Genomic DNA, 26481 nt, shown 5'->3' with positions numbered 1-26481 from the left:
TGTCCTGGGCCGCGCGTGGAGCGAATCGCACTGATGATGTCCAAAAGCGCGTTAGCTGGGTCATCGTACTTTTTGTAAAAAATGGCGGTAGCGGACCGCTGAGCCACCTCTTGCACGGTCTCTCTGCGCCTTGGATCACCACGTGGCATTTGTAAGTCATTGATAGATTGACACTTTCTGCAGGTCGTCGTCAGGAAATGCACGGAAAGTACGATGACCCCTACCATCGGGCCACCGCCAAGGGCTATATTGCAGGCGGCCGAACAACCAGAAAAACTCTAATGATTGATATATCGAATGCTCAACTCGACCCATATCGCGGTTTCCATTATTTTCATGAAGATCTGAATATTTACCTGAAGGTAGCCCTCTCCTCCGCATTGTTGTTAGTTCGTCATTCGGCTGAGCCGCAGGATTCAGACAAGTTGCACGATCTTATAAAGCTTGCGCATCCGTCTTGGAATACCCCGCCTGTCAGAGATATGTCAATAGACATTCAGCGAAGAACTCACGCTTCCATCTCAGCCTTTGCCCTAATCTCTGTCTTCTCAGCATTTGATGACTTCCTCATCGGGACGAAAGCGGAGTTGCATCGATTTTATTCGGCCACAGAGTCATCCAGGCATATCGGAATGAATAAAGCGACACCGACAATTATAGAGGAAACAAATATTAACGACGGCGAAGAAAATGATGATGATGACGACTCGGAAGAACGACTGCGCGCTTTCTATGCCAAAAACGGATGGGACGGAAGGTCGATCGATCCGATCTTAAAGGTGGTAAGGTACTTTCGACTTTGTCGAAACTGCATCGCTCATCGAAACGGGCGTGCGTCGCGCGCACTTGTCAAACATTCTTCTGATGCAGACGTACATAAGCTGGTGAGTAACCTCTTGGACAAGGCATCCAACGGTCTTCGAAAGTACGTGATCAACGAGGATGTTTTTATCGAACCTACCCAAGCGATTCTCTGCTCTCATTTGCTTCGAAAGATCGCGCTGGATGCAAACAAAAAACTTCTAGGTACGCTTGGGTTTGATGGGTTCCTGCGGTCGGTAGCACATCACACAATGTTCAGTGAGACTATCGTGCGATCTGATGCTTACAAAACTCCTGAGGCAGTATTGAATTTCGCCCTAACGGACCGCTATCGAGCGACGATGTCAAATCGAGAGGAGTGTATCCAAGAAATGAAGCGTCTTGGTCTATGGAAAAAATACATGAGCGAGTTTGAGCGAAAGTACGGTACCGGTTATCTGTCCGAATACTAAGGACACCAAAATGATGGTCGGAACGCTCCGCAACTGAGCGAGCGGACCTTCGGATGCCCGACCGGGTCGCTGCTCGAGCGACCGGAACCGGCTACAGCCGTTGCCGCTTCAGCCATTCCTGGTTGGCGACGGTTAGTTGCAGTGCTGGGCCAGGAAGAACGTGAGGCTGGCGTTGCCCGGGCACAGAGATAAGGCACGATATCGTCCGCTGACCATGCCAAGGTGGCTAGCGGTTGTTGTGCCGAACCGGTTGCCCGCAGTCCGGAACCAGCCGGGCAAGGCGCGACGAAATTGCGCCGCCCTCGGCCCAGGGATAGTCTTACCGACTGCTTCGCACGGCCTCGAGCATGGACTGTCCTTGACGCGTCAGACGAGGGTAAGCATGGCCGCGGGCATGTCCGCGCTCGATCGTGACCAGTTTTTGGCCATCTAATTGATCTGGCTCGAGGTCATCAATCCCCTGCGCATCGCCAATCAGCAGTAGCGCGGCGATTTCGTGCGGACTCAGCACGTCGGCCTCCTTTGTCGGCGTCGGAAGACGGAAACTCCGACCGCTGGTCCGTGGATCGAGTGCCACGGAGGACGATGAGAACGGCAGTGAATGCATCGGTGCGAGGAACCTGCCGGTAGGGTACGCCGAACGTTCAAGGCCTGCGGCCAAGATGCGCCCTTATGCTCTTCAGCGCATAAGGGCGGGGGCGACTCTCGGGTGGGCTTGGCCACCGATTCGGCGGTAGTGAATTCAGGCCGCCCTTGTATTCCGGAAACCTCATGGCATGTAGCCGGGTGCGCCAGGTTCTGCCATAGGTCGGCAACTCATCGCCTTGGATCGCCCCCTCGATCAACGGCGCAGGAGACCCCGCGGGGTAGAACTTGCCGGGCCCGACCTCCACTGCTTAGCCGCAGAGCGGGAACGTTGCTCGAGATGGGCGTCGAGGAAGACAAGGGGGCACGAACGTGTCTGCGCTTGATGCTGGAAAGTCGGCTGCGGGCCATGGTCAGCGGCGTCAACCTTGAGCCGGCGACGGATTGTGAATGATAGAACTCATTGTTCGGCGCAGCTCTTTCGCTAAATGACGTTTGCTAAATTTTCTCAGTGAGAATCTTGCGAATGTTGAGAAAATTGAGTAGCCTCTGGGAATCATCCACAGTTCGTCTGCCTCTGACATGAGTTCCTATTCTAGTGTGGCCGATCTGGCCGCCCGCATGCGTATCGAGCCGGACACGCTTCTCGAGAGGCTTCGGGAAGCGGGGGTGAACAAAGCAGACGACCGCGAGCCCGTCTACGAGGCCGATGTCGCCGCGCTCAGTGCGCTTTATCGGAAGCTGCTCGGCCCGCGGACGATCGAGATCGCCGCCGAGGTGCGCGGGGAAGCGGATCCGGGTCTGGAGACGCCGGCGAAGCCTAAGGTCAATCGCGTCATCCTGGTGGGCCAGCTGGGCGAGGGTCCCGAAGTACGGTGCCTGCCGTCCGACGCGCCGGTCGCGAACATCCGCCTCGCAGTGGCCCACCGTTACTGGCGACTTCTGAGGGATGTCGTCGAATTCGGGTATGACACCAGGGAGACGCGCGCACTCCTGTATCTAGACCTGCTGGGAGGACACGTTCCGGCCAGATTGACGGCAGTCGTTCGCCGTCTTGTGCGCAGCGCTCTTCGCGCCTCGATTGCGGAATCCCGGCGGACGCACCGCCTTTCTGCTTTGGCCGCTCAGGTCCGGTCCTTCCTCGCTGGTCATGTAGTGTCGTGCCACCACGCCGACCGGGAGGCGACGATTCACCCGGCCTTTGCCCCGCCGGTTGCGGTCATTTGAAGGAGTTTGATATGACACCGCGTTTTCACGCGCCGGCTGCCGTCGCACCCGGCCCCCAACTGGTCGAGAAATTGGTCCACGACATTGACGAGCAACTGGAGCAGACCATCGACGCTGGCGAGCGTGCCCGCGTAATGGCCATTGTGCGCCAGTGCCTGACGGCAACGCTCTCCAGCCCCGCCTCGGCGGCGGCAGTCGAAGACCGCCTCGCCGTGTCATATCTGAAGCCCTCGGAGGTCATTGCGCAAGGTCTGGTGGCCATGTCGCAGGCGACGCTGTATCGCGCGGTGGAGGATGCACGCTTTTATTGTGTCACCCCCCGCGGCAAGGCGATTGGCCGCGCATTCCCGGCCTGGCAATTCGCGCCGCCGGTGCCCGAGTTGCTGACTCCGGTCCTGCGCCAGATGAAAAACCTGCCGAGCAGCGAAATCCATGCGTTCTGGGTGACGCCGGTTGACGCCTTCGACGACCTGACGCCGGCCGAGTTGCTGGCGGGCAGGGCGTTCGAATCGCGAGCGGCGCTAACTGCTGCGCAGCGTGGCCACCTTGCTCAAGCCGCAAGCGAGCGGCAGGGCAGGGTGATCACGCAGCTGGCCGCGCTGTCCTCGCGCAGTTCGGATCTGATCAGTTGATGTTGATACCAAGAGAATTTGTCGTACCGGCTTCGATTGCCGCTACTCTTCCTACCCTTGACCATTTGCGTCGGGCGCTGGACGGCGCGGTGGTCTTCGTGCCGGCCGGCACCCGGATTGTCCGCGCCGTCCGGCATCCGGCCGCGGTCATCCCGCCACACGTGGAGCGCACCTACCGATTCGGACCGCCCGCCGCATTGGCCGGTGAGGGAGGGCGTTACCCGATCTACTGGATGTATGCCGCCCAGGATCTCACGACTGCACTGTGGGAATCCGGCTTCTGCACGAACGACATCACGCAGCCGGGCACGTTCTATATCCCCCGAGCCATTGCGGAGACGGGCCTGATCGCGACCTTCACCGTGCAAGCGGATATCCCCATCCTCGATCTTGACGGCACCGTTCTCAGCAAGCTGGGCATTTATGATCGCATCCACGAGGGCGAATACGACTGGTGTCAGTGGTTCGGCCTGCGGATGTTCGACGTCCTGGCGAGCTTTGCCGACGGCGGCGCACCGATCGGTTTTCGCTATCCGTCGCGTAAGCATAAGGGCCATCTTGCGCTGGCTGTGCAATCCGGCTCACTGGGGCAATGGCGCCGCCAGGTCGATGTGCAGGTCGTGCGCTTCTCTGAAATGCCCGAGTTCAACGCGCTCCGGAGGGACAGCAGCTACGCGGAGCCCTTCGAGGGGGGATTTACGGTGGACCGATGAGTCGGCTCTCCCATGTGCAGCGGTTGCGGGGTGCGGCATGGCTACGACAGCTATGGTGATGCCGGGACGGGTCCATTGCTCGGCTCATGCTATGCAGAACGGCCCACACGAATGGCGGCTTGGCTGGAATAGGAATCGGATAAAGGAGTCAGTGGATGTTTGATTTCGGATCGTTGGCGAAGACGACGGCGGCTGAAGTGCCGGCGACGCTTGCCGAATTGTTCAAGCAACTGGATAGAAGGGCTACCCATACGGGCTTGCGCCCGGCGCAGCTTGCAGCGCTCGCTGCGTTGGATCTGCAGCTCGTACAGCGCGACGTGATCATGAAGCTCAGCACGGGCTCGGGTAAGACCATCCTCGGCCTGATCTATGCGGAGATGATGCGCCGCAAGTACAAGGGGGAGCCCGTCGTCTATCTGTGCCCGACAAGGCAGCTTGTCGAACAAGTTGTCGCCACTGGGCAGGCAATTGGCGTGAGTGTCTCCACCTTTGGCACCGGCCTTCCCTACGCGGCCATGAGCGGTGATGCCATTCTTGCTTGCACGTACGACAAGCTGTTCACAAGCGGCTCAGTCTTCGAGAGCCAGGCGATCCGGCCCTCGGCCATCGTGCTCGATGACGTGCATGCTGGCACCGAACGTGTGCGAAAGTACTATACCGTCCAAGTGCCGGCAGAGTGTCTCGATCAGCTCCGGACTTTGCTTAGGCCCTTGTGCGAACCAACCGATGCTGCGACGTGGGCCGGCATCATGAAGAATGATGTCGCTTCCCTGTATGAAGTGCCGTACTGGATCTGGGCACAGGTGTGCGGTCAGGTGGCACAGATACTGGATCCTCACAAGACGGAAAAGTCGCTGCGGTTCACCTGGCCAAACATCGCGCGCTATCTCGAACTGGCGCGCTGCTGCATTTCGGGCGTGTCCGCCGAAATTGTGCTGCAGGTCCCGCCGGTTGAGGAGGTGTCCGCCTATGCCGGAGCCAAGCACCGGCTGTTCATGTCGGCCAGTATCAAGGATATCTCGGGGCTGATTGCCGTGCTGGGTTGCGACCCAGCGGCGTACGGGCGCATTGTCGAGCCGGCTGAAGATGAGGGGGCCGGTGAGCGCATGATCCTGCCGACATCCCTCATCAGTGCAGAATGCAAGAAGGAGGAGATCGCCGCCGTCTGCGCCCAACTTTCCAAGCAGACCAACGTCGTCGTGCTGACAACCTCGGCGGCACAAGCGAAGACCTGGACCGATGCTGGTGCCACGTTGTCTCAGGACACCGAGTTCGCCGGCGCACTGGAGCGGCTTCGCACCACGATCGGCAACTATGTCGTTTTTGCGCAGCGCTTTGATGGCGTCGACTTGCCCGACGACGCTTGCCGCATTCTGGTGATCGACGGTATCCCGAGCGGTGAGCGCATCACCGACCAAGCCGATGCTTTCCGTCAGAAGGACAGTCCCGAGTACGAAGTCAGAACTGTCAACAAGTTCGAGCAGGCACTGGGGCGCGCAGTCCGGTCGAGCGCGGACTATGCGGCGGTCCTGTTGGTTGGCCCCGACATCGCGGCATTCATCGGCCGCAAGAACGTCGTCGCGCTTCTTGAAGCGCGGACGCGTCTGCAACTGGATCTCGGTCGAGAACTTGCACAGAACGCGGGAAAGGGCAGGCCTATTTCCGCCGTGATCGCGGAGATGGGGCAGGCCCTGCTGGGCCGCAATGAGGGCTGGAAGGAAGCGCACCGTGTGCGCGTCAAAGTTCAGGCAAGGCAGCCCAGACCAGCTGCACTGACTCCATTCGAAGCGGCTGCGGTGGCGATGCGGGAAGCGTGGATGCTGGCCAAAGCCAAGAACTTCCAGGGGGCGGTCACCCGCTTGCGGGAGGCGGCGAACGCGTCCCAATTGCATCCTATCCAGAAGGCCGAGATCCTCTATTGGGTTGCGACGTATCTCAATCAGTTCAGTCCCGCCCAAGCGGCGGAGACGTACAAGGCCGTCTTCGCAGCGAACACCAAGTTTCCGCGACCGGAGCAGGTCGCAGATCGCAAGTTCGCGCGGCTGACCAATCAGGCAATTGCCGTGTGCCAGGCGTTCAGCAGCTTTGCCTCTGCCAATGCAGCTGTGGCGCGATTGGACGAGGTCCGTGCGAAGCTTTCGTACGGCAATTCGGCAGAGGTCGTCGAGCGTGGTCTGCATGAACTAGGCGAACTGCTCGGCGCGACCTCCAATCGCCCGGAGAAGGAGACCGGTCGGGGACCGGATGTTCTCTGGCTGTTCGATGACTGCGGGCTCTGCATTGAAGCGAAAAGCGAGAAGACTGCGCCCATCTTCAAGACAGAGGCAGCGCAACTCGTCCTCAGCATGCAGTGGTGTGATGATTCGCTGGCCCCAGGTACACCCAAGCCAGTACCGGTGTTTGCGACCAATGTCACGGCAGCCGACCGGGCAGAGGACATTGGCTTCGGTCCTCGCCTGCTGAGCGAAGCGGTGCTGATGAGCATCATCGATCGTCTGCGGCAGGTTGTGCTAAGCCTTACCTTCGATGGGCCGCTCTTCACCGATCCAGCAACGGTTGGCCGGCGGTTGAATGAGTGCGGCGTTGCTGGTGCCCAGATTGTCGGAAGTCTGCCAGCGATGAAGCCGTAGTTCATGGCGGTGACTTCGGCCTCCCCGCCCGGCGCCCTGGAGCTGATTACACGGGCATCAGCCCTGCGCGCCTGGCCGCAGGGAATTCCGTCGGCGGACATCACCTGACGCTGGCGCGCGGCCGATGTCGATTCGATACCTTCGCAGGGACGCTGCCCGGCCACTCGGATGACGGCAACGATGGCAGCAAAAGCTGAGCGGGCGGACTCGATCCGCTGAATCCAGGCGCAGATGGCCGACTATGGGTTGACACTGGAGGAACTGGAGGCGGCGGGGTGCTTTGATCCGCCCCCGCTGCCACCCTCACCGCCGGTGGTCTGCTATCGCAACGCGGAAGGGCTGCCCTGGGACGGGCAGGGCGAGATGCCGTCGTGGCTCAAGCGGGCGGTCAATGCGGGGCAGAGCGTGGAGTTTTTCCGGGTCGGATAAGGCGTTCGCACAGAGCGGGGTACCGGGGTGCTGAAGATTTCAGGTTGCCGAGGATTGGCGGACTCCTTTCGAATCCCGGGCGCCCCTCAATGGGGTGCCATGGCCCGGGCGGTTTAGCGAAGCTCGCTTCAATGCACGATTAATGTTCTGCAGAAGTTGTCACAATCTGGACGCGTGAATGCAGTTCCAACGTTCAACGCGCGCGAGGTCGCCGATCGTGAGCATTAACTAGGATACACTAGCACGTCTTGCTACGGACATGCCGCACTGGAATTGTAGCGACTCCACAGAATAACAGTGCTGTGACAGACGAGGGAGATGGCTACGTCAACAAGTGGTATGGGTCAAGTTCTGGCTCGAGCAGGTCATACATCCGACCCTTGGGGGCGGTACTACACCACGCCCATTGTCAGCCAATCATTGGTTGATAGGATCGAGGTAGCCAAGCCGAAGCTAGTTCTTGAGTTGGGCTCTGGCTCTGGCTCCTTGTGCACCGCTGCCGCGACTCGCTGGCACAAAGCCCAGTTGGTGACAGTCGACGTCGACAGCCGCGCTCCGAAGGCCCTGGATGCCGACATGGTCGGGACCGGCCGCCGACACAGTCATTATGTCCACGACGTGCTCGACGCTGCGCTATCCGACAAGATTGGCTTGGCTCCCGGCACGGTGGACGTGGCAGTCTGCAACCCGCCGTACATTCGGCCCAAGTGGCGATCTGATTTTGGCAAAATTCTAGAGGATGCCGGATTGTCAGGCACGCTTGCCTCGCTGCACGACGCCGGCGCAGACCTTCTCTTCCTTGCTCAGAACTTGCGCCTATTGCGCAAAAACGGAAAGCTTGGGCTGATCCTTCCTGACGGCCTTATCACCGCCGAACGATTCTCCGGAGTGCGAAAGACCCTGCTTCGACAACATTTGATTGAGCAGGTGGTTCAGCTACCGCGTGGAGTGTTCAAGGGCACTGAGGCTCAAACCTACCTCGCCGTGCTGTCTAAGAGCGCCGGCGAGACGAATCAAGTGACGCTTAGGCAGATGGATTCCGACGGGCAACTCAGCGTGCCGATCGAGATCCTGCAGGAAGCGGCTGTCAAACGGCTCGATTTCACCTTTCATGCGCGAGTCGTGTCACCTCAGCGAAGTGGCGAAGGGCCGATGCGGATGTCCGTACGCCAAGCATTGACGGACGTCGTGCGAGGGACAGTCTGTTCATCGTCAATTTCAGCGTTCCCGGCTCCGGTGTTCCACCTCGGCGACTTTTCAGAACCGCTAGGCGAGCACGCCGTGAGGGTCGTGCCTAAGCGCTTTGCGCTTAGCGAACGCAAAGCTCAGCAAATGTTGGAAGAGGCCCGGCTGGCGCTGCCGGGCGACATTTTGCTTGCTCGCGTGGGCCGATCCCTTGAAGACCGACTAGCCTTGGTAGTTCACGGACCATGCGTTATTAGCGATTGCATCTTTGCGTTGCGTGCGATGGATGAACATCGCGAGCGCCTGTATCGGTTCTTCGACAGCGATCTGGGTAGGCATGCCCTGGCTTCTTCCGCGCATGGTGTGGCTGCAAGGTTTATGTCGAAGACCAACTTGTTCGAGATTCAGTTCTAACCTGACTCACGATGTCGCAGATTCCTCAAATCGGTAGCTTCGACCAGCTTTCCGTCGAGCGGGCGGTTCACTGGCTTAGTCGCACAGGCGTGCGGTCCCCCCTTAGCGTTGAGCGCATCAAGCAGTGGGTCAAACAATTTCAAGCGCCGGAAGAAAAGACACTAGCCTGGCTGATCCTACGAAACCTGATTTTTCGTACTAACGAGCAGTTGCAGTCTTCCATGCGGCAGGCCCTGAAACAGGCGACCATCCACTTTGTCGATCAGCTAGGCCTGCGGGAGAACGTTGCGTGGAATGATGCGCTTAAACGCCACGCTGGTCTGACCTTCTACTGCGGTCCGCCGTCGCTTCCGACTTTCGGCTTGCCAACCCAGCCCGGAAAGAGCGGTGACCTGATCGCCAGGTTGATTAACCAGCGGTATGGTATAGACAAGCAGTATCCCTCTGACGTCAAAGTCTTGCCGCCAGATGAACGATTCATCGTCGTAGACGACGGAACATATACAGGCGTCCAGCTTGCGAACTTCCTGCGGGGATGGGATATCGATTTTTCTCATGGGCGCGTCGCGATCGCTGTTGCGATGGCTCACAAGACGGCTTGCGAGCATCTAAAGAAGGAGTTCCCGAACGTGCCGCTAATTTATGGCGAGCTCCTGACCGCAGACATGTGCTTTCAATCTCTGTCTCAAAAGTGGATTGAGACCGGGCAATGGAGCTATGAGAAATCCCCGCTGGAAGTCTATGATGACGTGCACAAGCGCAATCAACCTTTTGCGAACGGAAATGGCGGCAACGGCTATGGCAATATCGGGGCACTGGTCGCGTTTGAGCACGGAGTGCCGGATGATTCGATTCAGCTACTTTGGGACGTCTCCCCGAGTTGGAAGCCGCTGGTTGAACGGTGAGCTTGACCATGCAAATTAACGCCTCCATGCTAGCGCGCACGCGCGCCGAGGAACATGACGCCGATGTATGGGGTGAATTCTTTATTCCACCCTATTTCGACCGATTGGCACTGACGACGGCCACCAAGTCGGCCTACATCACTGGCAAGCGTGGTTGTGGCAAGACCATGCTGCTGAAATATTTCGATTACCACACGGCGTTCTCGAAACGCAGGAAGGACATTCCTGCAGACGCTATCGACCATATCGGGATCTACTGGCGTGTCGACACCCAGTTCTGCAGCTCGCTCAAGCATCGAGGCATAGAGGACACCGAGTGGAGCGTCGTCTTTGAAAGCTACTTCGGGCTCGTCATCGCCACCGAGTTGCTCCGTGCGGTCGAAGCCATTGCCAACAGTTCTTTTCCGAATTTTAATTCGGACGACCTCGCGGCTCTCACGCTTCCTAGCGCCGCCGACTACTTGGACGATGCGCCAACAGGCGTTCGGCAGTTGGTCCAATACCTAGAGTCGATAAGACGCAAGTTCACGACGTGGGTTTCCAATGTGAAAGCGATGGACTGTCCCGTCCTGCCACCCGGGCGAGACTTCATTTTGTCGTTGGTGGGTGACCTCCGCGCAAAAGCTTCGTTGGCAACGCTTTCTGTCTTTGTTTACGTAGATGAAATCGAAAACCTCGTGCCATATCAGCGGCATGTCCTGAACTCGTTCCTAAAACACAGCCAGCGACCGCTGATCATCAACTTCACGTCAAAGGAACATCCCTCCAACAACGATACGTCCGGCCCCGAGTCGATTAACGCCACCCACGACTACCGGTTGGTTGACCTCGACTACTATCTGGAGCTTAGCGGAGCTGCCATGCCATTCTTTGCCGAGGTTTTCCTCGGCAACCTGGACATTGCGGCTGGGCGATTTGATAGTGAGTTGCTCGACGTTGTTTGTTCCCATGCACGTCTAGCCGAGCGCCAGAAGCCCCAGTACCAAAGGGAGGTCGTCGCGGACATGCGCACGCGATTTCCCGACGTCACTGACAAGCAAATTGCAGCGAACGCGCTTCAAGTTCAGACGCTGAAGGAAAGCCTTTATCGCCGGATAAGCAAGGCACTCAAGGATCGCAGGAGCAATTTGGCTGTTGAGGACTTCCTGTTTGAAGGTGCGCCTGCGGAAGCGTTGGTGACGCTCCCCGCGTTGTTAAACCGGGAAACGCTGCTTCCAGACAATGTTCTGGCGGAGCTCAAGAAATTCTCCAAGAACCGCAAAGGCTCCTTCGAGTCCACATGGATACACAACAATCTCTTCGGGGCGATTTTGGAGCTGTATCGGCCATTCGCCCGCGAATGTCCGCTGTACAGTGGCTTCGACACGCTTTGCACGATGTCGAACAACAACCTTCGGAATTTTCTAATCCTTTGCTACAAAACTCTCGAGGTCGCAGAGCTGCGCGATCAGATTGAACCACCCTATGCAGTTGATATTCAATGCCGGGCGGCCTATGACGCCTCCGAACAGCTGATCAAGGAAATCCGTACCTTCGGGCGTTTCGGCGAGCAGTTACGAGTGTTTGTGCTCAGGTTAGGAAGCATTTTCAGAGCACTGCAAGCCAGCCCTGCGATGAGCGAGCCTGAGCAAAATCAGTTCACAATCAACTCTGGCGGCCGTCCTTTGCAGGGTGACGAGCTAGCATTCATCGCGGAGGCGCTACGGCACGGGGTTTTGGTCGAGCAATTGGAAACCAAATCCAAATCGGGGGTTGGCCAGGATATCGTGGACTATCAGCTGAATCCAATCTACGCGCCATACTTTCAGATCAGCTACAGACGAAAGCGCAAGCTAGAAATATCAGTGGAGCAGTTTCACATGCTTATCATGGGCAACGAGAATGAGTACCGCGATCTCGCGCGCGGGCTTGCGCGCCAGCTGTCGGATACCGATGCGCTTCAGCTCGGCCTGCTGTTGTCATGAGGGTCCGGTTCTTTTCAGTCTCTGGAAGCAGCGCCGCCGACCTCAGTCTTCCAGACGACATCGTCCTGTTGCACGGCGAGGAGCTTGATGAGCGCGGTGAGTCGGCATGCGGGTGCGCGCCGAAGGACGCCCGCGTGATGCTCAGTTTTGGTGTCGAAGACATGTCCCTTACAGTCGGCGGCGAAACGAAACCGAGTGACCTGGCAGTTGAGTTGCTCAGTGGATACGACTGGCGCAAAGTGTTTCTGGAAGCCACTACGCTCGGCTTCGCGGAGCTGTTCTGCGCCGCCAACGCGTTGCTGGCCAGTGGCGCGACGACAGTGAATATCATCTACGTCGAACCGGGGGAATACACGCGGGTTAGCAAAGGCGCCGACCAGTTCGCCCTGTCCGAACCGACGCGCGGCTATGTTGCCATCCCCAACGCGATTGTCGATCTGTCCAGCGAGGAAGTCGAAGCTGGTGTCTTCTTCCTGGGCTTCGAGCCTGAAAGACTTGACCGAGCACTCGAAGAGTACCAGATGATCACCTCGAAGGACGTCAAGCTGGTTTTCGGTATACCCGCCTACCATCCCGGGTGGGAGCTCGACGCTATCATCCCGCACCTGCCGGCGTTGGAGCAGCACAAGCTGCAACTCGACTACTGCTCGGCCAACGACCCGGAAGCGGCGTTCGAGTGCCTTGAGCGAACACGCGACGCTCTCGGCACCGACAGACGGATGTTTGTCGCGCCGATCGGCCCTAAGCCCTGCGGCATTGCGTCAGCGATTTTTGCGAGTGTCTATCCTGAGCAAGTTGGTTTGCTCTTCGATCATCCGCGCCGCAAGCAAAAGCGGTCGACGGGAGTGGATCTCTGGCACCGCTTCACAGTGACGGTGGACCGCGGCGACGACGCGGCCCCAACCGCTACGGCCGGTTGACGCGTCAGGTCTTGGCGCTGCCAATCGCCGCTTGAAGCAGTTCCTTGATTTTCGACTCCGGCTTCCAATAGTTCGGCCCCTTCAGGAACTTCCCATTGCTGTCGTAGATGGGCTTGCCGTCAGCCCCCAGCTTGCTCTCATTGCTATCCATGATCACGCTCAAGACATCCTCGAGTGGGATTCCGTACTTCAGCGCTTCTGATCGGCAGTAGACAATCACGTCACCCAGCAGGTCAGCGACCGCGACCAGCACATCGATGGGCTCAGCCTTACTTTCACAGGCCGCGATGATCTCGTCGATCTCGTTTACCTCATCCAGGAGGGTTGTCTTGAACTTGCGCAGCCGATCGGCTGGGTCCGCCGGCAGAGCCGGCGTCGGCTGCGCCGGCAGCTTGTACATCGCGTTCATCTCGGCGATGCGCTTTGCAAAGGACGGGTTGCTCAATCTTATTCTCCAATAAAGTCTGAAGGGTCTACGGTAACAGAATCGAGGCGTAGAACCTTTCTAGAATACTAATCAACGTCTCTGCGCACTGCGGGGGTGCAGCCCGCGGATCTGCTCCAAGTCGTACACGTTCACCTGTTGACAGCTGGCGGGCGAATAGCGGAAATCTCCGCATTGTTCCTTGTCAAATTTTCCGATCGCGCCGCGCCACTTTCAGCCTTAAGCGATCGTGCGCCAGTACCCGATGGAGTGCGTCCTTGCGCCTTCGTTTCATACTCGACCTCGCCAGAGATACTAAAACATAAATTGGTCCGCTGTCTGCCTCGATCCTGGCGATCTACGGAGCTTGGGTGGCGGTTCGCGACTCGATGCAGCCGTCCACGGGCTGGTTCAGTAATGACCGCCCCTCTGCCGCGAACCGACATATCGGAGGGGAAGGCGCCGAGCACCTCTTTCTGACCAATCTTGGCAGGATGGAGCTGCGGAACTGCGAGCGCCCCGGGCCGACCGTTCTCTGCGGTTCGGATGCGTCTTACTGAGCGTCCGACCCAAGGCACTCTAGTCCGGTGCATCGTTCGAATAGTCCGGACCGATCGTCCCAACGTCGAAGTGAAGGCCCGACATCTTGACAGTGATCTCCGTAACGTCGTCCGCCGACAGCACCTGGGTTTCGTCTGCCGCGAAATCCTCGAGATAGAGCCCGATCGAAAGATCGGCTCTCACCTCGGTTTCACTCGTCGCATAGGCGTGGCCAACCGGTACGTCATCCTTGTCGATTGAGTCGGGAACAAAGAAGTCGAAGGAAAATCTCCCCTTTGCGACGAAGTCGACAGATACCGAAATGACTGCGTCGCTATGGTCGGCGGAGAGCACTGCCACATTTGCCGCATCAATCGCAAGCGAGCCGCGCTTTGGATAGAGTTCGACGACCTCGTCGTTAAAACCGCAATATGAGTCGGCATCGACGAAGGGAGAGTGGTCATCAAGGTGGAACTGGATGCTGGCTTCAATTTTCTCTTTGGCGGCTTCCGACTCAAGCCAGATGGCGGCGGCAGCGCGGACACGATCGGGCAACTTTTCGCCCCGTACAAGGACCAAAGCTGCGAGAACATCTTCGAGTTCAGGTGTGATGAGTAGGCGATCAGACTGATTGCTGTAGCGCTCCCAGTCGCCGTCCTTCGTAACGCAAAGCACTTTCGTATCGTTCTTATTCGCCCATCCTTCGAGGCTGAGCAGAGCGATTGCGTCCGGAAACTCAGCTTTCTTTTTTCCGCCTGGCTCAAATGGCGGCTCCGAAGCGAAGTATCGATCCATCACCGACTCAAGCGACGTGTAGTCGGAAGCTTGAATCACTGTCGCCGTCACATTCGCGAAGAAGGCGTCGAGCGCCTTCTTCGCATCCCGATCATGCTCGTGGATGGCGCGCGCGACAGCGCTGACCACCTCGTCGGCGGCAAATTTCTTTAGATGCTTCAGGACCTTCGAGTCGAAGGCTTTCTCCTGGCCAAACTTTTCCCGCAGATGACTTTCCATTTCCCGAGCAATAACGTCCGGAACCAACAGCCGCTTGCCGGCCTGCTCGACTTGCCGAAGCAACGGGAGGTTGCCATCATGGATGTTTTGCCCTTCCTCATCGAACACGTTCGTGTCGATGGCAATCGCCCCGACACGGCCGCGGGCCAGCCAGTCTTTGAGTTCCTCTTTATGCACTTTCTCAGAGTTTCAAGTGATATAGTCTTGGTATGGTACAGGAGCAGCGCCGCGCTCATGCCCGACTGCACCTAGATAGTAATGTCGGGGGTAGGTTCCATGCTATTGCCTTTGTGATCCACCGAGGCGATGCGATTCGGACATGGCCCGCATCTTCTGGGTGCACCAGCGTGAGGCCCCGACAGGAAGTAGCTGTACCCGGTTCGGGCGAGCCGTCTACGCGCTGACCATCGACATCCTGTGCGCCAACTACAGCCCGACCGCGGGCCGCGTCGAGGGATGACCGGCGTGCTGCAGGACTGCTTCCCGGACGCTGCTGGCGGGGTAGTCTTCATCCCAATGCAATTTACGACTGGACTCTGGAGGGTGAGTAGCTGTTTTTCTTAAATTTTGTGTTTGGCTTTGCTTCCGGAATTCTGCTTAGTCCGCTGCAACTGATGCCTTTCATTACGGTGTGAAATGGTATCTGGCCCTACCCGCAACGCAATTGAGTTCGGGAACCGTCGCAAATTGCACCAAAGTCAAAGCCACCACCGCTTGAGAGACGACCACGAACAGAATTGGATTGTGAACCGCCCCGGGTATCGAGGAGGCTGTTTGGTTTAAGTTGATGCCGGCGCGGCAGCGGTGTCGCTAAGTTGCCGGTAGTAGTTTGCCTCAGCTTCGGCCGGCGGGATATAGCCGAGGTGTTCCATCAGGCGGTGGTTGTTGAACCAGGCCACCCATTCCAGGGTTGCAAGCTCCACGGCCTCACGGGTTTTCCAGGGGCCACGCTTGTGGATCAGTTCGGCCTTGTACAGGCCATTGATGGTTTCAGCCAGCGCATTATCGTAGGAGTCGCCACGGCTGCCGACCGATGGTTCAATACCGGCCTCCGAGAGCCGCTCGGTATAGCGAATGCTGACGTATTGCGACCCCCTGTCCGAGTGGTGGATAAGTGTCCCATCATTGTCGGGCTGACGCGCGTAAAGTGCCTGTTCCAAGGCATCCAGTACGAAGTCCGTGGTCATCGAAGTGCTGACGCGCCAGCCAACAATACACCGGGCGAACACGTCGATCACGAAGGCCACGTATAGCCAGCCCTGCCAGGTTGAAACATAGGTGAAATCACTCACCCACAGTTGGTTGGGCCGTGTGGCGTGGAACTGGCGCTTGACGCGATCCAGCGGGCACGGCACCGAGTCGTCGGCCACCGTGGTGCGCTTCTTCTTGCCCCGGCACACCCCCTCCAGGCCAAGCTGCTTCATCAGTCGTTCGACCGTGCAGCGCGCCACTGCCATGCCTTCCCGGTTCATCTGTTTCCAGACTTTGTCCGCACCATAGACCTGCATGTTGTCCTCCCAGACCCGCTTGATCTCGGGCCTCAGCCGCTCATCACGAATCGCCCGGGCGCTGCGTCGCGACGGATCGCGAAGCCGAGCGGCATGGCGCCGGTAGCACGACGGGGCAATCTGCAAGACTTTGCAGATCGGCTCGACCCCGAAGACATCGCGATGTTCATCGACGAAGGTCTTCAGGACTTGAGCCGGCGGTCGAGCTCCGCCTGGGCGAAAAACGCGCTGGCCAGCTTCAGGATCTCATTGGCACGGCGCAGCTCTTTGTTCTCCCGCTCTAGCTCCCTGAGGCGCTCACGCTCGACAGTCGTGACGCCATCCCGCTGCCCACGGTCAATCTCCTCACGCTCAACCCATTTCAGCAAGGTATGGCCCGAGCAGCCAATCTTCGGGGCGATGGCGTTGACCGCCGCCCACAGCGACGGATGCTCTCCACGTTGTGCCAGCACCAGGCGAACGGCTCGCTCGCGGACTTCGGGGGAATACTTGTTCTGCTTGCTCTCAAGAGTTGGAGCCTCCTCAAAACCCGGGGCGGTTCATTGTGCGAAAACGGTGCCCATCGCTGACCGCTGGCGCTGCGCGAGCTAGCGGAGCCTGCCGCGCTTACCGCCCGCGTGCGTTCTCCAGCGTGCCAGGCAAACTGCCCATTGGGGTCGGGAACAAAATGCTGCAAAATCCAGGAACAAAATTATGCAAACCAACGATTCATGTCAGTTTGCACGATTTTTTTCCTGCTGCTGCTCCGCCGGCACGCCGATTGAGCGATGACGGTAACAAAGTTGCTTCAAGAATCGCTGCAGGAAATTGTTCTTCCGGCCGATGTTTGAAGCCATTTTGTAGCTTGCCCGAACGCATCGTTCAGTCGCCAGCCTGGATCTTGGCGACAGCGCGCGACGAGAACGTACAGAATTCGGTTGTGCGAAAACGATGACTGTCGATGTTAGGCGCTGCGCGAGCCGGCGAAGCCTGGGCACGCTTGCTCATTGGCGAAAAAGCTTGATGTCCTCCAGCATCGCTTGGGGATAAGCTGGCGGCAGGATCGGGCCGAAGTGCAAAGAGCGTCCGGTGCAGTACGGTCCACCGACGCTCAATTATCAAAATATCGGTGTGAGCAGTGCCGAGGTGCTCATTACTTGAGCAGGAACTCACTACCCCCTACCGAAGAGGTATGAAAGCCTTGCAAGATTTGCCGTACTACATGCTTAGGCGCAATTGTCGCCGTACAAGCAAACTATCATTGTAAGCACATGCATCCCGCACTTGTTAAGTCGTTTGGCGGCCTTTCGCTCCAAAGCTATATTCGCCACTTCCTGTTCGGCCTCATCTTCCCAGCGATCTTCATATTTGCCTGGAGCCATAGCAAGAGTGAGTGGATGTCACTCGCGATGGTGCTCTTCCTAAGTGTGAGCTCGCTTCTCTACCCCTACTCACGCTTTGTCTACGAAGGTGTTGTCAGCTATATCCTTGGTAACAACGCCTTCTTCATGAACGCGTTCTTGATGCTCCTTGCCAAGTACATCACTATGGCGTTCTGCTGGGTTTTTGCGGTTTTCGTAGCTCCCGTTGGGCTACTCTATCTCTACTTCACCGCCGACAAGCGAGCATCGCAATGATGCCCCGTAGCCCGTTCAAGAGCTTTTGAACGGGCTACGTTAGGCGCATCCGTCCTGCCCCAAGCGAACTAGAAGCTCACGCGGTGCCCAGCCTATGGCTTAACGGCGTACGTTGCATGGCCTTCATGGCGGCCTGGAAAATTTTCCAGACGGCGCGAGGTCGACTGCCTTACAGCCGGGGCTCTCTGGCTCAATTGGCCTTCACCTTCCCCGCATGATTTAGGCGGAGGGATCTCTGGCACTTCCGAATGGACAAGAAAGACAAGGACATCCAATGGCTGGGCGAAGAGGACGCCTACCTTGGCCCCGCCGCGCGGGCGGGGCTCGGTATTCTGTTCGAAAGCAATGATTGGACCTGGTGGAACGACCCTGGCGACGCGCGTGACGCGCTGGAACGTGCGGTGCCAAAGAGTGGTCTCGCCAAGTGGGGCGGCGACGCGAGCGTGATGGAGGCCGACAAGTGGGTGGATCCGCTGGTCGCCATCTCTATTGCCCGGGCGTTCGCGTCGCTGAATCGTCGCGGGCCGCTGTGCATCAAGGTGGTCAGGTCGGTATGGAGTTGGCCAGGACATGCCGAAACCGTCAATTCGGTCGCCCTTGAGCTCTCGACGGTCGTGGGGCCTGAGCGCGTCTTCGCGGACTGGCCACGGAACACTCGACCCCGTTTCCCATTGACTGCGACCGAGCAATCGCCGCTGCGCGTCATCGCAGGCACTCGGTTCGCGCTCGATCGCCTTCGCAGCGACGAGGTATTGCCTCGCCACGTCGTCTGGCGTCCTGATGCCAAGGTCGCCGACATCGTCGTTGCCGAATCGTTGGCGGCACTGGGCGATATGGTCGCGGCTCGGGTCGTGATCTTGTATGGCAGGCAGGGGGGAAATCTGCTGGCCCAGATCGAGAGTCTGCGGGACCGGTTCAGCGCGCAGTGCGTGATTCATGTCGACGTCGATGACGGACAGATCACCGAATGGCTCCGACTTCAGCTGACGTCATGGGGTGAGTTTGGACTGCCCCTCGGAGACGCCATTGAGGAAGCCAATGCTCAATCGAATGCCAGCGGCCGAATCTTGGCATCAACTCAAACGTTTATCGTGGGTAGCGCCCGATTCCTGCGCCAGAGTTTGATCAAGGAGAGGCGCGGCGATTACCTCGGATTGACCCATGCGCAGCGAGCAGCCCCGTCGCCAGAGGTCTTGCTGGATGCCCCCGAGCTCACGCCATTTTTGCCGACGATCGATGGCGAACGGCCGGGCACCGACGCCAAGCGTCACGTTCCACCCATGGAGAGGGTGCTGGATTCCCGTGTCCGGCAGGGCCATCGGGAGCTCGAGACTTGGCCTCTTCATGGCGTGGTGGACATCGTCGTCGATATCCGACTCAGGACGCCGTTGCACAGCCTTCGCCCGGCTTTCCCGGAACAGCAGGTCGAGTGGGACGGCGACAGTAAAGTTTTGATGGTCCACCTGCTTGAGATCGGAAGTGCTCCGGTCACTCGGCCGCTGACCGTGAGAAGGACGGGGGATTCCGAGGCTGTCACGTTTTCTCGCGAGATCAGGAACGGTCCCGTCGATCTGCGCCTCGTGGTGAGCGACGGCGCGCGCATTCTCCAGACCGCTCGCCTTCAATCAGCCCCTGGAGAGGCGATCCACTTCTTCATCGAGAATGTCGTGACGCCCGTTCATCGCAAGAAGCAGAACTTCGACTTGGCCCTGCTGGTCAACGACAGCCTCGGGAACCAGCCCAGCGTCGCATTGATTACCGCCGAGGGCGAAGCGATCTTCTCCCCGCTGACCGATACGGACACCGAGAAGGCCCGCAAAAAGCTGTTGGCTATCCTTCAACAGGCCGTGGTGGACCCCGAAACGCCGCTTGCGCCGATGCTGCTTGACCTGGCCAATCAGGGTTCCCTGCTGTTGTCCAGCCTCCGCGAGCTCGTGCCCACCTGGCCGGGCCAACTGACACGCGTCCAGCTGGTGACGCAGAGCAATGCCTTTTTCCCGATCGAGTATCTTTATGAAGGCACAGTGCCGGAGTCGAGCGATGCGGAACTGTGCTCACAACGCCACGGATGCCTGAAGAGCGGACATGCCATTCCGGGATGTCCCATTCGGGAGGCCGCCGTGCAGCTGTGCCCCATGGGCTTTGTCGGCGTGTCCGCGATCGTCGAACGACACACATGGAAGCCTGGACTTCCCGCGCCTCTGTGGAGACCGGCCGCACCAGGAGCACGGACGCGACTGGAGATCAAGGACTTGTCTACCGTCGCCTTCGCGGCAAGCGACCGCGCCGATGACTTCAAAGACGAAGACGTCGCTCCACACGCGGTGGTTCGACTCGCCGACATCGAAAAGTCCTTGGGGGTTCAAAGGCTTCCAACCTGGGCCCATTGGAAGGCCCGCGTCGCCGAACAGTCCCCGTCGCTGCTGCTGCTCGTGGTCCACATGGAGAATACCCAACTCTTTTTGGAAGAAGAGGTCGGCCTCAACCTGGCGGGGATATCCCGGATGCATGTCGGGATGGGGGCGCCCGTGGCAATCACCATTGGATGCAGCACCGGCTACGGAGACCTGCCGGGGGGCACCTTGCCGACGGTGTTGTTGAGGCATGGCGCGCGCATGGTCGTAGCGGCGATGACGGACGTGCTAGGTCGCCATGCCAATCGGGCGGCACGGGATCTAGCGATTGGGTTTCTCAGTGCGGCGAAGTCACCGACACCTGTTCTGGTCGGGGAGATCATGGGCACGCTGCGGCGCAAATTCCTGGCGGACGAGATCGCGCTTGGCCTGGCCCTGGTGGCATTCGGCGATGCCGACACGGTGCTCGGCAACAAATGAGCGGAGTGGAGAAGCGCATGTTTCGAATCAGAGCCATCCAAGCCGAACACGGCGACGCGCTGCTCGTCAGCTACGGCAACCCGGACCGGCCTCGCCATGTGCTAGTCGACGGCGGACCCGCTGGCACCCGGGAAGCGCTGCTGGCCGTACTGAAGCCGCTATGCGTCAACGGCCGGCTTCGACTGGAGGCTCTGGTGGTGACGCATTATGACCTCGATCACATCGAGGGGATGATCGAACTGCTGAGCGACCCGCCCGAGTGGCTCGACATCGCGGACGTATGGTTCAACGGCTATCAACACCTGCGACAGGCAGACAGGCTTGGTCCGAGTGAAGGCGACGCTCTGTCGAAGTTGATCCGGCGCCGGAATCTTCCCTGGAATCACGCGTTTCCGGATAGGGGCACGATCCAACAATCGTGTAAGGAGGTCATCCTTGAAGGCAAGCTACAGGTGCGGGTGCTGTCACCAGATGCCTTGGCGCTGAAGAAGCTGTCGGAGGAATGGGCGAATCCCGAGTTGCCGCCGACGGAGCCGCCCGCAGGCCCCGGTGACCGACTGGGACGCAAGGACCCTTGGCCCCCAGGAGACTTCTCACAGTTGTCCAAGTCAAAGTCCCGGTCCGATAGCTCCACTCCCAACGGCAGCAGTATTGCTCTACTACTGCAGTTCGGCGACAAGCGCATGTTGTTGGCCGCAGACGCGTTCGCCGAAGTGGTGAAGGCTGGGCTCGCGGTCCATCACTCGAAGCAAGAGCCGATCGATCTGCTCAAGGTGTCTCACCATGGCAGCAAGGCCAATACTGACCTGGATCTCCTGACGTCCCTCCGGTGCTCGCGATTCTTGATTAGCACGAGCGGAAAGAAGTACCGGCATCCCGACAACGAGCTGATCGCGCGGCTGATTGCCAAAGGCAAGCACCCAGAGATCTTCTTCAACTACGACGTGCCGCACACCTCGAGATGGCGCCTCAAACCGGAAGGGTGGCCGAGCTTCAAGCCCCTCTATCCGATGGCCGGCGAGCAGTTTGTCGAAGTTTCACTCTGAAGCCCACGGGACCAGTCTCCCCCTTCGATCGTAATCGGGGAACGGCCGCTTCGGCTAGGAACTGACTGACTCTTCGGGTCGACTGGCGTCAGCTGAATGGAAGGCGGCGGTCGGCGCAACCCATCTCCGCCGTTCGCTTTTCTGACGAGCGGACATCGAGCCGAAACAAGAGTCAGGTTGCCAGCAGCATTGGACTGGAGCCGCAAAGTCAACTCTTGTCTGGCTTCGCACATTCAAAGCGGAGGACGTTTCAGTCCAACCCATCGCTGCACGGAGGGCCTCTCCCACTGACGCGCAGCGTAGTCCATTAACCTTGTTGGTACCGGATCGCCATTCAGGATGAGGCGATTCAGCATTAACGCCAAATCTGTGTCGGCGATGCACCAAGCCCCAAAGAGATTTGGCGCATCTCCAGAGAGCAAAGCCTCGGCCGCACGAAACAACTTCTGCACCGCTGCATGGGCCGCAGGGGTAAGCGCCGGTCCGGACACCCCGTAGAACACCACCTCAGTTGAGCGTTCCTGTCGGATGGGCATCAGATCGCTGCGGAGCCAGGCTTGCACCTGGCGTGCCCTCGCGCGAAGATATCTGTCTTGGGGATATACGGGCGTTTCCGGAAAAGCATCGTCAAGGAACTCCGTGATTGCTGACGATTCCGACAAAGCGAAGTCCCCATGCATCAGCGTGGGTACGCGCTGGGTCAACGACTTGGCTGTATAGCTCTCGTCATAGTTTGCACGACTGCCGAGATCCACAGTCGAAAGTTCAAATGGCAATCGCTTTTCGTGAAGAGCCACAAAAGCCGACATGGCGTAGGGGCTAGCAAACTGAGCATCGGCATATAGGCGAAGACTATTTTCCTTCAACGTGATCTCCTTGGCGGGTCCGCTCGTGCGGAGCCTTGATGATATACGGCGAGTGACCGCTTCGCGCTGACAATGTGGAGGGACCGCTTATGGCCGGGATGGGGCGTTTGTTTCGTCATGCTACGATCCTCCGAAACGGACGGGGGGGACTATGGCAACAGAGACCTACGGGGGATACACCATTCGAGGCTTTGCGAAGCCCATGGGGGACGGCTCGTTCGAAGCTTCGGGGGCCGTAGAGAAGGGCACCCAAGTGCTGGAGACCTCCGATCCGATTGGCTTCTACCCGAGCTTCCAGCGGGCAGTCGCGGAAGGCCTCGTCTGGGCGAGGGCGTGGGTTGATGCTCATGTCTGAAACCTGAACTCCACCAGGCTCACTCACGGGTTGGCGATCCATGAGCCGGGGCCGTGGATCTGCTCCCACAGCGATCGGTAACTCCGCGGGCGTCGGTGCTTAGACCGGTGTTCGCGTAGTCTGCCCAGTCACCATCCGCGCTGGGACGGCGCTCGATGCCCTCGGCGATAACATTCGCTTCACTGCAGTCGGGGCGCACCGAGGCCTGCCGGTACGTACCGCGCAATCTCAGGCAACACCCGGGCGAGCAACTGGGCATTGAGCCGCCCGATCTCGGCACGCTGTACGCGCCTTATGATGTCACATCGACACGCTGGTCGAGCACAGACCTGCGCGTATCGGGCACTCGGCTTCGGCGCGATGACGGAGCATCAGCGCCGCTATGTGGTGCGCTGGTTCAAGGGCGATCTCGGGCAAACAGGATCGCAATGGCTTGCTGCGGGATCTCAAACGGTGGCTGTACGAACATCGCATTCTGCTGCAGCGCGATCGCACGCTGCGGCAACCGGTCGCGTTCAGGTGGCCGGGGAAGTCGAAACCACGCTGACCGGCGAGTTGACGCAAACCTTCGCGCACAACGTCATGGTACAGCTCGTCGGAGCCCGTTCGAAAAAACCTGGATTGTCTGCGACGGCTCACCTGTGATACAAGATAGCCGCACGTCTGGCGCAGGCCGGTGGCGTCATCTACAACTAGTCTTCCTTGGAACATTCAGAACATGGCAACAGGTACCGTCAAGTGGTTTAACGATGCGAAGGGTTTTGGTTTCATCACGCCGGACGACGGCGGCGATGACCTGTTCGCGCACTTCTCCGAGGTTCAGGGAAATGGCTTCAAATCACTTCAGGAGGGCCAGAAGGTCAGTTTTGAAGTCAAGCAAGGCCCCAAGGGGAAACAGGCAGCGAACATCAAACCGCTGTAAGTTCTCCGCGCAGCAAACGCGTCCTGCCAGGGCAGCGATCGGGCCGATGCGTGATCGCTGTGGGTCTGGAGTAGGGCGTCGAAAGGGGGCGCGTACTCCTCGCCTTTGCTCAGCGCTCGAGAAAGGGCCTCAACTTGTCAGCACGACTGGGATGCATCAGCTTGCGCATCGCCTTGCTCTCAATCTGACGGATCCGCTCGCGGGTCAGGTCGAACTGCTTGCCGACCTCTTCAAGCGTGTGGTCCGAGATCGTATCGAGCCCGAATCGCATCCGCAGGACCTTGGCCTCGCGCGGCGATAACCCGTCGAGTGCCTCATCGATCGCGGCGCGCATGTTCGCGTGAATCACGGCCTCAGCCGGTGAACTCGCAGAGACATCCTCAATCATGTCGCCGAGCGTCGCGTCGGCGTCGTCGCCCACAGGGGTCTCGAGCGAGACAGGTTGCCTCGCGATCCTGAGGATACTGCGCACTTTTTCCTCGGACATCTCCATGCGCTCGGCGAGGACGGAGGGATGCGCTTCCTGTCCCGTCTGTTGCAGGAATTCGCGCGAAATCCGATTCAGCTTGTTGATCATCTCGATCATGTGGACCGGCACACGAATGGTTCGCGCCTGATCGGCAAGCGCACGCGTGACAGCCTGCCGGACCCACCAAGTGGCGTACGTCGAAAACTTCCAGCCGCGCCGGTATTCGAACTTGTCCACCGCCTTCATCAGGCCGATATTGCCTTCCTGGATTAGATCCAGGAACTGCATGCCGCGGTTCACGTATTTCTTGGCGATTGAAATGACAAGACGAAGATTCGCTTCGATCAGTTCTCGCTTGGCCTGCCGCATTTTCAACTCCGCGGCGCTCATCTGGCGGTTGATCCGCTTGAGCTGCTGGAGCGGCAGCGAGACCCCGGCCTCGATGTCTATGAGTTTCTGCTGGCCGGCCTGAATGGCCGGCAGATGTCGCTCGAGCGCTGCGCCAAACTGCCGCGAAGTCGCCGCCAGATGGCTGGTCCATTCAAGGTCGGTCTCGTGGCCCGGGAACGACTCGACAAACGCCTCGCGTGGCATGCCGCAACGGTCGACGGCGATCTCCAGGATGCTGCGCTCGATTGCACGAACCTCGGTAACCTGTTCGTGCACACTGGCACACAGGCGGTCGATAGTCTTGGCCGTAAAGCGGATCGGAGCCAGTTCACGCTGGATCTCCAAGCGCAATTGCGCAACGGCTGCGGAACGGGCTTTCCCAGTAACGGGTGCATCCGGCAACTGCTCGAACAGTACACGCACGCGCGCGAAAATCGCAAGACTGTCGATCGTGAGTTGTTCGAGGCGGGCTGCGTTCGCTTTCTCCGGATCCGCGGCGTCCGTTTCAGCGTCATCACCATCCGGGTCATCGTCGGAGGCGTCTGCTTCCACTTGAACGTCATCGGACTCTAGCGCCATTTCGCTTTCGTTCACGTCGTCGCTGATGCCATCGACCAGTTCGTCGATACGCAGTTCGCCGGCAACGATGCGGTCCGCATCGGCAAGAATCGTGGACACGACTGACGGACACGCGGCGATCGCCTGAATCATGTCCTGCAGGCCGCCTTCGACGCGTTTTGCGATCTCGATTTCGCCGGCGCGAGTCAGCAGTTCACTGGCGCCCATTTCTCGCATGTACATCCGGACCGGATCAGTAGTGCGGCCGAATTCGGAATCGACGGTCGACAGTGCAGCTTCCGCTTCCTCATCCGCCTGATCGTCGGATGCCGCGGCAGGCGCGGCATCGCTTAACAGGAGCGTCTCCGCGTCCGGCGCCTGCTCGTACACGGCCACCCCCATGTCGCTGAATGTGCTGACGATCGTCTCCATCGCAGCAGTTTGCGTAAAGTTGTCGGGCAGGTGATCGTTGATGTCCGCGTGGGTGAGATAGCCGCGCTCACGGCCAAGCGCGATCAGCGCGCGCATCTGGCGTTGACGCTCCTCGTCCTGGCGCGCCATGGACGCGATGTCCAGCGGTGTTGCGACCGCCTGGATCTTTCCTTTTGGAGAGCGGCGGCCGGTCTTTGACGTGACCGCGATCGTGCGGGATGCTGAATCGTCGCGAACTGGATTTGCCAATACACTCTCCTCGACAGGTTGGCCGACGATCGTCGCGGACATGACGGCTGTTCAAGCCTGTCGGGGTGCGAACGAAATCGTGGAATGACGCACGGACAGTCGAGGTCAGAATGCCTCTCGCGGAATCCGGTGTGCGCAGAATGGGGGAATTTTGAATAATACCGGACGACGTTGTGCGCCGCAATATGCGGTGGGTAGTGTTGCCTCGTCGAGGAAGGTCGAAAGATTCTCCTGTTCTCGCAGTTCACCAGCATGCTCGAGCTCGTTGCCACCGCGCTCGACGAGGCGCATATCCCGTATCGGTGCTCACGGGCGATACCATCACCTGTTTCGCGAAGGGCACGTCCGGAAATCGTCCGGACCGGCACCGTGCACCTTCG

General features: G+C 59.0%; 23 protein-coding genes and 1 other annotated feature. Of the genes, 16 read left to right on the top strand and 7 right to left on the bottom strand.

Annotation, left to right across the window (positions count from 1 at the left end):
- Window positions 1–167 precede the first annotated feature (167 nt).
- Entirely contained in the window at window positions 168–1274 is a 1107-nt protein-coding gene (locus CTP10_RS38315; RefSeq protein ID WP_143010702.1) for a hypothetical protein, read from the top strand.
- A 319-nt stretch (window positions 1275–1593) separates the two neighbouring features.
- Here the strand turns inward: CTP10_RS38315 and CTP10_RS38310 are convergent, their stop codons facing one another.
- Window positions 1594–1785, bottom strand: coding sequence for a hypothetical protein (locus tag CTP10_RS38310; RefSeq protein ID WP_081050236.1), 192 nt, complete (start codon window positions 1783–1785; stop codon window positions 1594–1596).
- A gap of 656 nt (window positions 1786–2441) precedes the next feature.
- Here CTP10_RS38310 and CTP10_RS41500 point away from each other — a divergent pair.
- From CTP10_RS41500 to CTP10_RS38265, 9 genes are all read left to right on the top strand, one after another.
- Complete coding sequence (locus CTP10_RS41500) at window positions 2442–3086, top strand: single-stranded DNA-binding protein (RefSeq protein WP_081050237.1); 645 nt, start codon at window positions 2442–2444, stop codon at window positions 3084–3086.
- Window positions 3083–3718, top strand: a complete 636-nt coding sequence (locus CTP10_RS38300; RefSeq protein ID WP_233528050.1) for a hypothetical protein — start codon at window positions 3083–3085, stop codon at window positions 3716–3718. Before CTP10_RS41500 ends, CTP10_RS38300 begins: the two co-directional genes overlap by 4 nt.
- Complete coding sequence (locus CTP10_RS38295) at window positions 3718–4431, top strand: RES domain-containing protein (RefSeq protein WP_116318646.1); 714 nt, start codon at window positions 3718–3720, stop codon at window positions 4429–4431. The genes CTP10_RS38300 and CTP10_RS38295 overlap by 1 nt, the downstream gene beginning before the upstream one ends.
- Before the next feature lie 155 nt (window positions 4432–4586).
- Complete coding sequence (locus CTP10_RS38290) at window positions 4587–7061, top strand: DEAD/DEAH box helicase (RefSeq protein WP_058697632.1); 2475 nt, start codon at window positions 4587–4589, stop codon at window positions 7059–7061.
- Window positions 7062–7292: 231 nt separating this feature from the next.
- Complete coding sequence (locus CTP10_RS38285; RefSeq protein WP_233528051.1) at window positions 7293–7490, top strand: H-NS family nucleoid-associated regulatory protein; 198 nt, start codon at window positions 7293–7295, stop codon at window positions 7488–7490.
- Window positions 7491–7808: 318 nt separating this feature from the next.
- The gene (locus CTP10_RS38280; protein ID WP_081050238.1) at window positions 7809–9089 is read left to right on the top strand and encodes an HsdM family class I SAM-dependent methyltransferase; all 1281 of its coding nucleotides are present in this window, start codon (window positions 7809–7811) and stop codon (window positions 9087–9089) included.
- An 11-nt stretch (window positions 9090–9100) separates the two neighbouring features.
- Entirely contained in the window at window positions 9101–9994 is an 894-nt protein-coding gene (locus CTP10_RS38275; protein WP_058697634.1) for a phosphoribosyltransferase-like protein, read from the top strand.
- An 8-nt stretch (window positions 9995–10002) separates the two neighbouring features.
- Window positions 10003–11958 carry an ORC-CDC6 family AAA ATPase gene (locus tag CTP10_RS38270; RefSeq protein WP_070940829.1) on the top strand — a complete coding sequence of 652 codons (1956 nt, stop codon included), beginning with the start codon at window positions 10003–10005 and terminating at the stop codon, window positions 11956–11958.
- On the top strand, window positions 11955–12878 hold the full coding sequence (locus tag CTP10_RS38265) for a hypothetical protein (RefSeq protein ID WP_058697636.1): 924 nt from the start codon (window positions 11955–11957) through the stop codon (window positions 12876–12878). The genes CTP10_RS38270 and CTP10_RS38265 overlap by 4 nt, the downstream gene beginning before the upstream one ends.
- A 4-nt stretch (window positions 12879–12882) precedes the next feature.
- On the opposite strand, the gene CTP10_RS38260 is transcribed toward CTP10_RS38265, so the two are convergent.
- Together CTP10_RS38260 and CTP10_RS38255 are read right to left on the bottom strand one after the other, a co-directional pair.
- Window positions 12883–13278: a hypothetical protein gene (locus CTP10_RS38260; protein WP_058697685.1), complete on the bottom strand. Its 396-nt coding sequence runs from the start codon at window positions 13276–13278 to the stop codon at window positions 12883–12885.
- 603 nt (window positions 13279–13881) lie between these two features.
- A complete protein-coding gene (locus tag CTP10_RS38255; protein WP_058697637.1) occupies window positions 13882–15033 on the bottom strand; it encodes a PIN domain-containing protein in 1152 nt (383 codons plus the stop codon).
- A 142-nt stretch (window positions 15034–15175) separates the two neighbouring features.
- Here CTP10_RS38255 and CTP10_RS38250 point away from each other — a divergent pair, with 142 nt between their 5' ends.
- On the top strand, window positions 15176–15316 hold the full coding sequence (locus CTP10_RS38250) for a hypothetical protein (protein WP_158577655.1): 141 nt from the start codon (window positions 15176–15178) through the stop codon (window positions 15314–15316).
- A gap of 319 nt (window positions 15317–15635) precedes the next feature.
- Here CTP10_RS38250 and CTP10_RS38245 read toward each other — a convergent pair.
- A protein-coding gene (locus CTP10_RS38245; protein WP_412459403.1) for an IS3 family transposase occupies window positions 15636–16819 on the bottom strand; the annotation gives its coding sequence in 2 pieces (ribosomal slippage) (window positions 15636–16579 and window positions 16579–16819; 1185 coding nt in all).
- Window positions 16476–16592: a sequence feature (AL1L pseudoknot), on the bottom strand. It overlaps the preceding gene by 117 nt.
- A 253-nt stretch (window positions 16820–17072) precedes the next feature.
- Complete coding sequence (locus CTP10_RS38240) at window positions 17073–17222, bottom strand: hypothetical protein (protein ID WP_158577656.1); 150 nt, start codon at window positions 17220–17222, stop codon at window positions 17073–17075.
- 392 nt (window positions 17223–17614) lie between these two features.
- Between CTP10_RS38240 and CTP10_RS38235 the strand changes: the two genes are divergently transcribed.
- The 3 genes from CTP10_RS38235 (at window position 17615) to CTP10_RS38225 (ending at window position 21860) form a co-directional block, all read left to right on the top strand.
- Window positions 17615–17980 (top strand): hypothetical protein, encoded by a 366-nt coding sequence (locus CTP10_RS38235; RefSeq protein WP_058697640.1) that lies wholly within the window; start codon window positions 17615–17617, stop codon window positions 17978–17980.
- Between the two features lie 248 nt (window positions 17981–18228).
- Window positions 18229–20814 (top strand): hypothetical protein, encoded by a 2586-nt coding sequence (locus tag CTP10_RS38230; RefSeq protein WP_058697641.1) that lies wholly within the window; start codon window positions 18229–18231, stop codon window positions 20812–20814.
- A gap of 17 nt (window positions 20815–20831) precedes the next feature.
- The gene (locus CTP10_RS38225) at window positions 20832–21860 is read left to right on the top strand and encodes a ComEC/Rec2 family competence protein (protein WP_058697642.1); all 1029 of its coding nucleotides are present in this window, start codon (window positions 20832–20834) and stop codon (window positions 21858–21860) included.
- Between the two features lie 233 nt (window positions 21861–22093).
- Here the strand turns inward: CTP10_RS38225 and yfcF are convergent, their stop codons facing one another.
- A complete protein-coding gene (gene yfcF, locus CTP10_RS38220; RefSeq protein WP_081050239.1) occupies window positions 22094–22726 on the bottom strand; it encodes a glutathione transferase in 633 nt (210 codons plus the stop codon).
- A 715-nt stretch (window positions 22727–23441) separates the two neighbouring features.
- Between yfcF and CTP10_RS38215 the strand changes: the two genes are divergently transcribed.
- The gene (locus CTP10_RS38215) at window positions 23442–23726 is read left to right on the top strand and encodes a hypothetical protein (RefSeq protein ID WP_143010703.1); all 285 of its coding nucleotides are present in this window, start codon (window positions 23442–23444) and stop codon (window positions 23724–23726) included.
- Window positions 23727–23799: 73 nt separating this feature from the next.
- Complete coding sequence (locus CTP10_RS38210) at window positions 23800–24003, top strand: cold-shock protein (protein WP_013954359.1); 204 nt, start codon at window positions 23800–23802, stop codon at window positions 24001–24003.
- A gap of 109 nt (window positions 24004–24112) precedes the next feature.
- On the opposite strand, the gene rpoD is transcribed toward CTP10_RS38210, so the two are convergent.
- Complete coding sequence (gene rpoD, locus CTP10_RS38205; RefSeq protein WP_171514463.1) at window positions 24113–26143, bottom strand: RNA polymerase sigma factor RpoD; 2031 nt, start codon at window positions 26141–26143, stop codon at window positions 24113–24115.
- Window positions 26144–26481: the final 338 nt, after the last annotated feature.

It is taken from the genome of Cupriavidus sp. P-10 (genome assembly GCF_003402535.2).
In the GTDB taxonomy this organism is placed as follows: Bacteria; Pseudomonadota; Gammaproteobacteria; order Burkholderiales; family Burkholderiaceae; genus Cupriavidus.
The sequence above is the reverse complement of the archived record's forward strand: the minus strand, read 5'-3'. Positions and strand labels throughout refer to the sequence as shown.

Excerpts from the sequence above, each read along its gene's own strand:
- CTP10_RS41500 (WP_081050237.1), top strand. The coding sequence starts at position 2,442 with ATGAGTTCCTATTCTAGTGTGGCCGATCTGGCCGCCCGCATGCGTATC.
- CTP10_RS38295 (WP_116318646.1), top strand. The coding sequence starts at position 3,718 with ATGTTGATACCAAGAGAATTTGTCGTACCGGCTTCGATTGCCGCTACT.
- CTP10_RS38290 (WP_058697632.1), top strand. The coding sequence starts at position 4,587 with ATGTTTGATTTCGGATCGTTGGCGAAGACGACGGCGGCTGAAGTGCCG.
- CTP10_RS38285 (WP_233528051.1), top strand. The coding sequence starts at position 7,293 with ATGGCCGACTATGGGTTGACACTGGAGGAACTGGAGGCGGCGGGGTGC.
- CTP10_RS38280 (WP_081050238.1), top strand. The coding sequence starts at position 7,809 with ATGGCTACGTCAACAAGTGGTATGGGTCAAGTTCTGGCTCGAGCAGGT.
- CTP10_RS38275 (WP_058697634.1), top strand. The coding sequence starts at position 9,101 with ATGTCGCAGATTCCTCAAATCGGTAGCTTCGACCAGCTTTCCGTCGAG.
- CTP10_RS38270 (WP_070940829.1), top strand. The coding sequence starts at position 10,003 with ATGCAAATTAACGCCTCCATGCTAGCGCGCACGCGCGCCGAGGAACAT.
- CTP10_RS38265 (WP_058697636.1), top strand. The coding sequence starts at position 11,955 with ATGAGGGTCCGGTTCTTTTCAGTCTCTGGAAGCAGCGCCGCCGACCTC.
- CTP10_RS38260 (WP_058697685.1), bottom strand. The coding sequence starts at position 13,278 with ATGTACAAGCTGCCGGCGCAGCCGACGCCGGCTCTGCCGGCGGACCCA.
- CTP10_RS38250 (WP_158577655.1), top strand. The coding sequence starts at position 15,176 with ATGGCCCGCATCTTCTGGGTGCACCAGCGTGAGGCCCCGACAGGAAGT.
- CTP10_RS38240 (WP_158577656.1), bottom strand. The coding sequence starts at position 17,222 with ATGCGTTCGGGCAAGCTACAAAATGGCTTCAAACATCGGCCGGAAGAA.
- CTP10_RS38235 (WP_058697640.1), top strand. The coding sequence starts at position 17,615 with ATGCATCCCGCACTTGTTAAGTCGTTTGGCGGCCTTTCGCTCCAAAGC.
- CTP10_RS38230 (WP_058697641.1), top strand. The coding sequence starts at position 18,229 with ATGGACAAGAAAGACAAGGACATCCAATGGCTGGGCGAAGAGGACGCC.
- CTP10_RS38225 (WP_058697642.1), top strand. The coding sequence starts at position 20,832 with ATGTTTCGAATCAGAGCCATCCAAGCCGAACACGGCGACGCGCTGCTC.
- CTP10_RS38215 (WP_143010703.1), top strand. The coding sequence starts at position 23,442 with ATGACGGAGCATCAGCGCCGCTATGTGGTGCGCTGGTTCAAGGGCGAT.
- CTP10_RS38210 (WP_013954359.1), top strand. The coding sequence starts at position 23,800 with ATGGCAACAGGTACCGTCAAGTGGTTTAACGATGCGAAGGGTTTTGGT.
- rpoD (WP_171514463.1), bottom strand. The coding sequence starts at position 26,143 with ATGTCCGCGACGATCGTCGGCCAACCTGTCGAGGAGAGTGTATTGGCA.